Origin of the sequence: Pseudomonas sp. NY15437 (genome assembly GCF_048068435.1) — a bacterium.
In the GTDB taxonomy this organism is placed as follows: Bacteria; Pseudomonadota; Gammaproteobacteria; order Pseudomonadales; family Pseudomonadaceae; genus Pseudomonas; species Pseudomonas nitroreducens_B.
The window spans coordinates 48670-59112 of record NZ_JBLUQC010000025.1 but is presented as its reverse complement, the minus strand read 5'-3'; the positions used below and the strand labels follow the sequence as shown (position 1 = coordinate 59112).

Annotated in this window: 9 protein-coding genes; 4 read left to right on the top strand and 5 right to left on the bottom strand. The window is 66.4% G+C overall.

Going from position 1 to position 10443, the window contains the following annotated elements; genetic code table 11:
* Nucleotides 1-131: 131 nt before the first annotated feature.
* Complete coding sequence (locus tag ACNFIA_RS31260; RefSeq protein WP_259758116.1) at nucleotides 132-1451, bottom strand: MFS transporter; 1320 nt, start codon at nucleotides 1449-1451, stop codon at nucleotides 132-134.
* Nucleotides 1452-1710: 259 nt separating this feature from the next.
* On the opposite strand from ACNFIA_RS31260, the gene ACNFIA_RS31255 reads away from it, so the two are divergent.
* The gene (locus ACNFIA_RS31255; protein ID WP_090268397.1) at nucleotides 1711-2115 is read left to right on the top strand and encodes an acyl-CoA thioesterase; all 405 of its coding nucleotides are present in this window, start codon (nucleotides 1711-1713) and stop codon (nucleotides 2113-2115) included.
* Nucleotides 2116-2167: 52 nt separating this feature from the next.
* Here the strand turns inward: ACNFIA_RS31255 and betA are convergent, their stop codons facing one another.
* The 3 genes from betA to betI all read right to left on the bottom strand — a co-directional run bounded on the left by betA (nucleotide 2168) and on the right by betI (nucleotide 6091).
* Nucleotides 2168-3850, bottom strand: coding sequence for a choline dehydrogenase (betA, locus tag ACNFIA_RS31250; protein WP_259758118.1), 1683 nt, complete (start codon nucleotides 3848-3850; stop codon nucleotides 2168-2170).
* 128 nt (nucleotides 3851-3978) lie between these two features.
* Nucleotides 3979-5451 carry a betaine-aldehyde dehydrogenase gene (betB, locus tag ACNFIA_RS31245; RefSeq protein ID WP_416790912.1) on the bottom strand — a complete coding sequence of 491 codons (1473 nt, stop codon included), beginning with the start codon at nucleotides 5449-5451 and terminating at the stop codon, nucleotides 3979-3981.
* A gap of 46 nt (nucleotides 5452-5497) precedes the next feature.
* Entirely contained in the window at nucleotides 5498-6091 is a 594-nt protein-coding gene (gene betI, locus ACNFIA_RS31240; RefSeq protein ID WP_259758120.1) for a transcriptional regulator BetI, read from the bottom strand.
* Between the two features lie 360 nt (nucleotides 6092-6451).
* On the opposite strand from betI, the gene ACNFIA_RS31235 reads away from it, so the two are divergent.
* The 3 genes from ACNFIA_RS31235 to ACNFIA_RS31225 all read left to right on the top strand — a co-directional run bounded on the left by ACNFIA_RS31235 (nucleotide 6452) and on the right by ACNFIA_RS31225 (nucleotide 8928).
* The gene (locus ACNFIA_RS31235) at nucleotides 6452-7987 is read left to right on the top strand and encodes a BCCT family transporter (RefSeq protein WP_259758121.1); all 1536 of its coding nucleotides are present in this window, start codon (nucleotides 6452-6454) and stop codon (nucleotides 7985-7987) included.
* A gap of 217 nt (nucleotides 7988-8204) precedes the next feature.
* Nucleotides 8205-8765, top strand: coding sequence for an HdeD family acid-resistance protein (locus ACNFIA_RS31230; RefSeq protein WP_416790911.1), 561 nt, complete (start codon nucleotides 8205-8207; stop codon nucleotides 8763-8765).
* Nucleotides 8758-8928: a hypothetical protein gene (locus ACNFIA_RS31225; RefSeq protein ID WP_416790910.1), complete on the top strand. Its 171-nt coding sequence runs from the start codon at nucleotides 8758-8760 to the stop codon at nucleotides 8926-8928. The genes ACNFIA_RS31230 and ACNFIA_RS31225 overlap by 8 nt, the downstream gene beginning before the upstream one ends.
* Before the next feature lies 1 nt (nucleotide 8929).
* On the opposite strand, the gene ACNFIA_RS31220 is transcribed toward ACNFIA_RS31225, so the two are convergent.
* Nucleotides 8930-10141, bottom strand: a complete 1212-nt coding sequence (locus ACNFIA_RS31220) for a YeeE/YedE family protein (RefSeq protein WP_416790909.1) — start codon at nucleotides 10139-10141, stop codon at nucleotides 8930-8932.
* Nucleotides 10142-10443 lie beyond the last annotated feature (302 nt).

Sequence of the window (10443 nt, the reverse complement as noted above, 5' to 3'; positions counted from 1 at the left end):
TCGAATCTCTGTAAGTACTTGATTTTCAAGTTCTTTCAGCGCTTCGTCGCTGGGAGTGGTGCGCATTATAGGGAGTTTAAATTGGCCGTCAACGGCTAATTTAAACTTTCTGCAAAAAACTGTCCGGCCGATCAGTTTATGGCCATCCCCTGCCCTGCGAGCCGGCGTTCCTGGCGCAGCAGGTAGGTGCCGACCAACAGGCCCACCGCGCACAGCGCCACGACGTAGTAGGCCGGGCCGAGCGGGTCTTCCTTCATCAGCAGGGCAACCACCATGGGCGTCAGGCCGCCGAAGATGGCGTAGGCCAGGTTGTAGGAGAAGGACAGGCCGGTGAAACGCACCACCGCCGGGAAGGCGTTGACCATCACGTAGGGCACCGCGCCGATCACGCCGACACACAGGCCGGTGACCGCGTACAGTGGGAACAGCCAGTCCGGATGGGCCTTCAGGCTGGTGTAGAAGGTCCAGGAAACGATACCGAGCAGGATGCTGCCCACTATAAAGGTGCGACCCGCGCCGAAACGGTCGGCGAGGCGGCCGGCCAGGATGCAACCGACGCTCAGGCAGACGATGGCCACGCTGTTGGCCTTCAGCGAGGTCGCCGCATCGAAGCCGTAGACAGTCTGCAACACCGACGGGGTCATGAGGATCACCACCACGATGCCGGCGGACAGCACCCAGGTCAGCAGCATCGACAGCACCACGGCCGGGCGATGCTCACGAACCACCACGCCCAGCGGCACTTCCTCGGCCAGTTGCTTGCGCAGTTGCAGTTCGGCGAACACCGGCGTCTCGTGCAGCCAGCGGCGCAGGTAGACCGAGAACAAGCCGAAGATGCCGCCCAGCAGGAACGGGATACGCCAGGCGTAGCCCTGCACTTCCTCGGCGCTGTAAACACTGTTGATCAGGGTCGCCACCAGCGAACCGATCAGGATGCCCGCGGTCAGACCCGACGTGAGCGTGCCGCAGGCATAGCCCACGTGGCGGTGCGGAACGTGCTCGGCGACGAACACCCAGGCGCCCGGCACTTCACCGCCGATGGCGGCGCCCTGGATGACGCGCAGCAGCAGAAGCGCCAGCGGCGCCCAGATGCCGATCTGCGCGTAGGTGGGCAAGAGGCCCATGATCAGCGTAGGCACCGCCATCAGGAAGATGCTCAAAGTGAACATCTTCTTGCGGCCGAGCAGGTCGCCAAAGTGCGCCATCACCACGCCCCCCAGCGGACGGGCCAGGTAACCGGCGGCGAACAGGCCGAAGGTCTGCAACTGGCGCAGCCAGTCGGGCATGTCGGCAGGGAAGAACAGCTTGCCGACGACGGTGGCAAAGAACACGAAGATGATGAAGTCGTAGAACTCCAGGGCGCCGCCCAGGGCGGACAGCGATAGAGTCTTGTAGTCGCTGCGGGTCAACGGACGTGACGCGGGCGCGGCAGGAGCGTTCACAGAAGGCATGGTGCTTGTTTTCTCTGCAGGCAAGGAGGCTGCGGCCGGCAGCCGCAGGTGCCGCACCATAGCAAATTGCGCAGAAGCGACACAGCGGCTGCGCCCGCGGGGATTTCTCGAAGTTCGGCGGTCGTCGCGCCGGTTCTCCCTCTATATAATGCGGGCAGGCCGATCAAAAGCTGTCCCAAGGCCTTGCGCCGGCAGGTGTCTTGGGAGAGTTTTTCCATCACCTCACCATGAGTACGCCGGGGGCAAGAGGCCCTTACCTATGATCGAGCTCGAACAAGAAGATCCTATCCCGCAGGGCGACCTGGCCCTGCAGATCACCGCCCTGCCGCGCGAGACCAACGGCTTTGGCGACATCTTCGGTGGCTGGCTGGTGGCGCAGATGGATCTCGCCGGAACCGCCATGGCCAGCCGCATTGCCGGTGGCCGCGTGGCCACGGTGGCCATCGACCGCATGGCCTTCCTGGTCCCGGTCGCGGTTGGCGCACAGCTCTCCTTCTATACCCAGACCCTGGAAGTCGGCCGCAGCTCGATCCGCATGCTGGTCGAGGTCTGGAGCGACGACCCGCTCTCCAGCGAATGGCGCAAGGTCACCGAGGCAGTGTTCGTCTTCGTGGCCATCGACGGCAGTGGCCGAACCCGCCCGGTTCCTCCGCGTCGTGGCTGATAAATGAAAACGCCGGCTCTCCTGCCGGCGTTTTCGTCTTCGCGTTTGCGAATCAGCGCAGCGGTTTTCCGCGCACCGGCGCACCTTCGGCCTTGTAGTAGGCCGCGGTGCTGCGCGGCAGTGCCGGGCGACCGCGTACCTTATCGGCGAGCTTCTCGGCCATCATGATGGTGGTGGCGTTGAGGTTGCCGGTGATGATCAGCGGCATGATCGACGCATCGATCACCCGCAGCCCTTGCATGCCGTGCACGCGGCCTTCGCCATCGACCACCGCCATGTCGTCCTCGCCCATCTTGCAGGAGCAGGACGGGTGGAACGCGGTTTCCGCATGTTCCCGCACGAACGCGTCGAGCTCGGCGTCGCTCTGCTTGTCCAACCCCGGGCTGATCTCGCGGCCGCGGTAAGGGTCCAGCGCCGGCTGGTTCATGATCTCGCGGGTGATCCGGATGGCGTCGCGGAACTCCTGCCAGTCCTGCTCGCAGGACATGTAGTTGAACAGGATGCTCGGATGCTTGCGCGGATCGCGGGAGGTCAGGTTGATCCGCCCGCGGCTGGGCGAGCGCATGGAGCCGACGTGGGCCTGGAAGCCGTGCTCGCTGACTGCGTTGCTGCCGTTGTAGTTAATGGCGACCGGCAGGAAGTGGTACTGGATGTTCGGCCACTCGAACTCCGGACGGCTGCGAATGAAACCGCCCGCCTCGAACTGGTTGCTCGCGCCCAGGCCGGTACCGAGGAACATCCACTCAGCACCGATCTGCGGCTGGTTCCACCATTGCAGTGCCGGGTACAGCGACACCGGCTGTTTGCAGGCGTACTGCAGGTACATCTCCAGGTGGTCCTGGAGGTTCTGGCCGACGCCAGGCAGGTCATGCACCACGTCGATGCCCAGGTCGCGCAGCAGCGATGCCGGGCCCACGCCGGAGCGTTGCAGCAGTTGCGGCGAGGCGATGGCGCCGGAGCACACCAGGACTTCGCGTCGGGCGCGGACTTCCTTCAGGGCGTTGTCGTTGCCATGCAGGTAGGTCGCCCCGATGGCGCGCTTGCCGCTGAAGAGGATGCGGTCGGTCAGCGCGTGGGTGACGATGGTCAGGTTCGGCCGCTCGCGGGCCTGGTCCAGGTAGCCACGGGCGGTACTGGCGCGGCGACCCTGCGGGGTGACGGTGCGGTCCATCGGACCGAAGCCTTCCTGCTGGTAGCCGTTGAGGTCCTCGGTACGCGGGAAGCCGGCCTGCACGCCGGCCTCGACCATGGCGTGGAACAGCGGGTTGTTGCCGGCCTTGGGCGTGGTGACGCTCACCGGGCCGTTGCCGCCGTGGTAGTCGTTGGGGCCGATGTCGCGGGTCTCGGCCTTGCGGAAGTACGGCAGGCAGTCGAGGTAGGTCCAGTCTTCCAGGCCCTTTTCCTGCGCCCAGCCGTCAAAGTCCATGGCGTTGCCGCGGATGTAGCACATGCCGTTGATCAGCGAGGAGCCGCCCAGGCCCTTGCCGCGCCCGCACTCCATGCGGCGGTTGTTCATGTGCGGCTCGGGGTCGGTCACATAGGCCCAGTTGTAGCGGCGACCCTGCAGCGGGTACGCCAGCGCCGCCGGCATCTGCGTGCGGAAGTCGGCGCGGTAGTCCGGGCCGCCGGCCTCGAGCAGCAGCACGCTGACGTCGGCGTCCTCGGTCAGGCGGGTAGCCAGTACGTTACCGGCGGAACCGGCACCGATGATGATGTAGTCGTATTCCTGGGACATGCAGGCCTTCCTCTTTTTCAGGCACGACACCGCCCGCGACGCGTGCGCGCCGGTGTCTGCGTGTTGGGGATGGCCGGTGGTCAGGGAGTCATGCCTGCGACCGGCCTTTCATGGCTCGATCGCGGCGATCAGAACACCGAGGTGTAGTCGCCCAGCTCTACCTGTACGGATTTGATGCGAGTGTAGTGAGCCAGGGTGGTCAGGCCGTTCTCACGACCGACACCCGATTGCTTGTATCCGCCAACCGGCATCTCGGCCGGCGACTCGCCCCAGGTGTTGATCCAGCAGATGCCCGCTTCCAGGCGGTGGATCGCCCGGTGCGCGCGGGCTAGGTCCTGGGTCACGACGCCGGCGGCGAGGCCGTACTCGGTGTCGTTGGCGCGGCGGATGGCCTCGTCTTCGGTGTCGTAGACGAGGATGCTCATGACCGGCCCGAAGATTTCCTCGCGGACGATGGTCATGTCGTCCGTGCAGTCGGTGAACACGGTCGGCGCCACGTACGCGCCCTTGCCGAACTCGCCGTGGGTGACGCGCTCGCCGCCGCACAGCAGGCGGGCCTTCTGTTCCTTGCCGGACTCGATGTAGGAGAGAACGCTCTCCAGGTGCGGGAAGCTCACCAGCGGGCCGAAGTTGGTGGTTTCGTCCTGCGGGTTGCCCAGGCGGATGCGCTTCACGCGCTCGAGCACCTTGGCCTCGAAGCGCGCCTGCAGGTTGCGCGGGATGAACACGCGGGTGCCGTTGGTGCACACCTGGCCGGAGCTGAAGAAGTTGGCCATGACGGCGATGTCGGCGGCGCGGTCGAGGTGGGCGTCCTCGAAGATGATCAGCGGCGATTTGCCGCCCAGCTCCATGGTGACGTCCTTGAGCGAGGAGCTCGACGCACTGGCCATGACCTTCTTGCCGGTGGAGGTGCCGCCGGTGAAGGAGATCTTCTCGATGACCGGGTGCTCGGTCAGCCACTGGCCGACTTCGCGGCCGCTGCCGGTGAGCACGTTGAACACGCCATCGGGCAGGCCGGCCTCGGTGTAGATCTCGGCGAGCTTCAGGGCGGTCAGCGGGGTGACTTCGCTGGGCTTGAAGATCATCGCGTTGCCGGCGGCCAGGGCCGGGGCGGATTTCCACAGGGCGATCTGGATCGGGTAGTTCCAGGCGCCGATGCCGGCGACCACGCCCAGCGGCTCGCGGCGGGTGTAGACGAAGCTGGTTTCGCGCAGCGGGATCTGTTCGCCCTCGATGGCGGGCACCAGGCCGGCGTAGTACTCGAGCACGTCGGCGCCGGTGACGATGTCGACGAAGCGGGTCTCGGCCAGCGGCTTGCCGGTGTCGAGGGTTTCCAGTTCGGCGAGTTCGTCATTGCGCTCGCGAAGAATCTCCACGGCGCGACGCAGGATGCGCGAACGCTGCATGGCGGTCATCGCCGCCCAGACTTTCTGCCCTTGCACCGCCGCCTGCACGGCGCGCTCGACGTCGTCCTTGGAGGCACGCTGCACCTGGGCGAGGACTTCACCGTTGGCCGGATTGATGGTCTCGAAGGTGGCGCCACTGGTGGCTTCCACGTAGCGACCGCCAATGTAGAGCTTCTGTACTTCGAATCGAGCCATGGTGCAGGTGTCCTCTCTTATAGGTGTCAGCGCAAGGCTGCGCCCGCTATCCGGGGCGCTTGGCCAGTTGTTGGTCGAGATAGTCGTAGGCAATCGCCAACGCCTGCTCGGTGTCGAAGGCGTCGCCCGAAAGCGCGCCCCGCAGCCAGAGTCCGTCGATCAGCGCGGCCAGCCCGCGCGCGGCGCTGCGGGCCTGGTCCAGCGGCAGTTCACGGCGGAACTGGCTGCACAGGTTCGAATACAGCCGGTGGTCGTTGATCCGCTGCAGGCGGCGCAACTGCGGCTGGTGCATGCTGCTGGCCCAGAACGCCAGCCAGGTCTTCATGGCCGGGCCGTTGACCTGGGAGCTGTCGAAGTTGCCGGCGATGATGGCCCGCAGATGCGAGCGCGGTTCGTCGTTGCGCAAGGTAGCGCGACGCTCGGCGACGGCCTTGCTCAAGGCCGACATCAAATGTCGCATCGTGGCGTCCAGCAGCCCGTTCTTGTCCTGGAAGTAGTGGCTGATGATGCCGTTGGAGACCCCCGCCAGGCGGGCGATCAGGGCGATGCTGGCGTCGCCCATGCCCACCTGGTCCACCGCCTCCAAGGTGGCGTGGATCAACTGGGAACGGCGAATCGGCTGCATACCGACCTTGGGCATTTCGTTTCTCCTCTTCGCCTGGACGTACCTGTGCCGTCCGGCGAGTTGTGGGCCAGTCTATTTTGTTTTTATTGAACGTTCAATCAAGTAAGAATAAGCTGCGCTCCGTGAACCTCTCCGAGCCTTGTGTGCAAGCTGGCCCGAGCCGTTCATCGCCGCGCCATTTTCCAACCTTCAAGGATCGCAGAATCCGGCTGGGAAGTGTCGGGTGGCAATGCTGTGTCTGTGGTTTGCGGCCCGTCGCCGTGCCTTAGTCGCGCTCGCCGGCGGCCGCCATGCGTTCACTGTCATGGGGTCATCCTCCAAATGAGTACTGCTTCGCCAATAAAAACAAACGAGCAGGTACGTCTGAATCCGATCGTGTTCTACGGTTCCACCGTACTGATCCTGGTTCTGACCGCCGCCCTCATTCTCTTCCCCGATAGCGCCGGGGCTGTCCTGAACCGTACGCAGGCGTGGCTGTCGCACAGCTTCGGCTGGTACTACATGCTGGCCATCGGGAGCTATCTGTTCTTCGTCCTGTGGATCGCCTTCTCGCGCTACGGCCAGCTGAAGCTCGGCGCCGACCACGAGAAGCCCGACTTCAGCTACGGCGCCTGGGCCGGCATGCTGTTCTCCTCCGGCATCGGCATTTCGTTGCTGTACTTCGCTGCCTCCGAGCCCATCGACCACCTCTACCATCCGCCTGAAGGCGTGGCCGGCACGCCGCAGGCGGCTCGCCAGGCACTGCAGCTGACCTTCCTGCACTGGGGCGTGCACGGCTGGGCGATCTACGCACTGGTGGGCCTGGCCGTGGGCTACTTCGCCTACCGCCACCGCCAGCCGCTGGCCCTGCGCTCGGCCCTGCTGCCGATCCTCGGCGAGCGCTGGGTGAAGGGCGGCGCCGGCCATGCGGTGGACTGCTTCGGCATCTTCGTCACCCTGCTGGGCCTGGTGACCAACCTGGGCATCGGCGCGCTGCAGGTGTCCTCGGGCATCGAGTACCTGACCGGCATGGAGCATTCGAAGACCACCCTGCTGGTCGTGCTGCTGGTGATGAGCCTGGTGGCCACGCTGGCCGCGGTGTCCGGCATCGAGAAAGGCATCCGCCGGCTGTCCAACCTGAACATCGTGCTGTTCAGCTCGCTGCTGCTGTTCGTGCTGGTCTGCGGTTCCACCCTGGAGCTGCTCAACGGCTTCGTGCAGAACCTGGGCGATTACCTCAACGGCCTGGTGCTCAAGACCTTCGACCTCTACGTCTACACCGGCGGCGGCGCGGGCAAGAACGAAGAATGGCTGGGCCTGTGGACCCTGTTCTACTGGGCCTGGTGGATTTCCTGGGCGCCCTTCGTCGGCATGTTCATCGCCCGTATTTCCCGCGGCCGCACCGTGCGCGAACTGGTCATGGGCGTGCTGCTGATCCCGCTCGGCTTCACCCTCGCCTGGCTCTCGGTGTTCGGCAACAGCGCGGTGGACCTGGTGATGAACCAGGGCGCCGTCGACCTGGGCAAGGCCGCGCTGGAGCAGCCGTCGATGTCGATCTACCTGCTGCTGGAGCACTACCCCTTCGCCAAGATCGTGATCGGCATGTCGATCTTCGTCGGCTTCGTGCTGTTCCTCACCCCGGCGGACTCCGGCTCGGTGATGCTGGCCAACCTGTCGCGCCAGGGCGGCGACCTCGACGAAGACGCCCCGCACTGGCTGCGCATCCTCTGGTCGGTGGTGATCACCCTGGTGACCATCGGCCTGCTGTTCGCCGGCAACTTCACCGCCATGCAGACCGTCGTGGTGCTGGCCGGCCTGCCGTTCTCGGCGGTGCTGATCCTGTTCATGTTCGGCCTCTACAAGGCCATGAAGACCGATTACGAAGCGCTGCACGGCCACGCGCCGGCGCCAGCCCTGGCACCTGCTGCCTGATCTCCCCGGCGGCGTCGCCCGACGCCGTCAGCCTGCCCCGGCAGGCCCTTCAGCCCGGCTCTCGTGCCGGGCTTTCTTTTGCCCCGCGCCGGTGCGGGGACGCTCACCCGCCAGGGCCGGCCCCTCGGCCTGATGCAGACGCGCATGATCTCGCTCAAGCACCCACGAGCAGGCGGGGCTATGGTTGCAGCCATACCCCTTCGCGAGGATCGCCGCCATGTCGCAACACCCGCTCTGGCAAGCCCTGGGCCGCCACTGGAAATGGATCGCCCTGCGGGGCGTCGCCGCCGTGCTGTTCGGCATCCTGGCCATGGTCTGGCCGGGGATCGTGCTGACCGTGATGGTGCTGTTCTTCGGCGCCTACGCGTTCGTCGACGGCCTGTTCACCCTGATCGCCGCCGCGCAGATGCGCGAATCCGGGCGGCCGCTGTGGCCCCTGGTGCTGGTGGGCCTGCTGGGGATCGCCGCCGGGCTGTTGGCCTTCTTCTGGCCGCAACTGACCGCGCTGGGCCTGTTGATGCTGATCGCCGGCTGGGCGCTGGTGATCGGTGTGCTGCAGATCATCACCGCGATCCGCCTGCGCAAGGCGCTGCAGAACGAATGGTGGCTGGGGCTTTCCGGCGCGGTGTCGGTGCTGTTCGGCGTGCTGATGATCGCCAACCCGGGAGCCGGCGCGCTCGCCGTGGCCTGGGTGATCGGCGCCTACGCGGTGTTCTTCGGCATCCTGCTGATCCTCCTCGCGCTGCGCCTGCGCAAGACCTCGACCTTCGATGCCTGAGGAGCGCGACTGGTGCCTGCTGCGCCTGGACGACAACGGTAACCGCTTCGTCATGCGCCGCCAGCTGACCCGCGCCGAGGCCGAGGCCCTGGCGCGGGACTACCAGGCCCGCGGCCATAAGCAGACGTATTGGGCAGAGCGGGCAGCGCCCCGCCCGGCCTGACTCAGCAGCCGGTCAGGCGCGCTTCCACGCGCTCGGCGGGGAAGAAGAACGGACGCAGGCGCACGCCCACCGCATTACCGAAGAACGCCGCCACCAGCCACAGCCAGCCGTGCAGGCTGCCGGAGGCGATGCCGCTGAAGTACGCGCCGATGTTGCAGCCGTAGGCCAGGCGCGCGCCGTAGCCCAGCAGCAGGCCACCGATCACCGCCGCGATCAGCGAGCGCGCGGGAATCTTCAGGCTCGGCGCAAAGCGCCCGGCAAGGCCGGCGGCCAGCAGCGCACCGATCATGATGCCGACGTCCATGACGCTGGTGACGTCCTGCCACACCGGCGCGGCCAGCGCCTTGGCGTTGGCGTCGGCCTGCCAGAAGGCCCAGTCGTGCACGGCAATGCCGAGGGTTTCCGCCACCTTCGCCCCCCACAGGGCGAAGGCCGAGGTGACGCCCCACGGGCGCCCGGCCAGCGCCAGGGTGGCGAAGTTCAGCAGCGCCAGCGCCACCGCGCCCCAGACCAGCGGCCAGGGCCCGCGGAAGAACCGGCCGATGCCCTTCTCGCCGTTGCTGGCGATCAGCTCCAGCACGCCATGGCGGCGGCGCTCCAGCACCACGCTGAGCGCGGCGATGGCAGCGAACAGCGCCAGGCTCAGCGCCAGCGCCGGGAACAGGCCCAGGGACTGCACGATGGAGGTCGGCGGCAGGGATGGCAGGGCGAACCACCAACCGATGTGGTGGGTGGCGACGACCGAGCCGACAATGAAGAACAGCAGCGTCACCAGCATCCGCGCATTGCCACCACCCACGGTGAACAGCGTGCCGGAGGCACAGCCACCGCCCAACTGCATGCCGATGCCGAATAGGAAGGCGCCGACGATGACCGAGGTGCCGGCCGGCGACACCAGCCCCTTCACCGGTTCGCCGAACAGGGTGCCGGCGGCCAGCGCCGGGAAGAACAGCAGCACCGCCAGCGCCAGCATCACCATCTGCGCGCGCAGACCGGCACCACGGCGCTCGCGGATGAACACCCGCCACGCGGAGGTGAAGCCGAAGGCCGCGTGATAGAGCGTCAGCCCCAGCGCACCGCCGATCAGGAACAGCAGGGCCTGTCGGCCACTCACTGCCTGGGCGAGGAACAGCGCCCCCGCCAGCAGCAGGAGGAAGGCAACCCAGGGCGCGGTGGACTTGCGCTCGGGGACGGTGGACAGGGCTAGGCTCATGGCGACTCCGGGTGTTTTCGAGAGGGGCGACATTTTAGGGAGCGTAGTGTCTGACGCCAACTTCGTAAGGCAGCTAAGGAAATAGCTGGAGGTTACAAGCAACCGGGAGTTCGTCCCGCCTCTGTGCCCAACGCTGGGTCCATCTCCCTCTCCCTCACCCTGGCTACGCGCCCCACTCCGAAGGGAGAGGGGACTGTCCGGCATGTGCTGAATGCTCGGCGCTCACCGGCTGACGCCGTAAAAAATCCCCTGCGCCGAACGGCTCCCTCTCCCTTTAGGGAGAGGGCTGGGGAGAGGGGCTC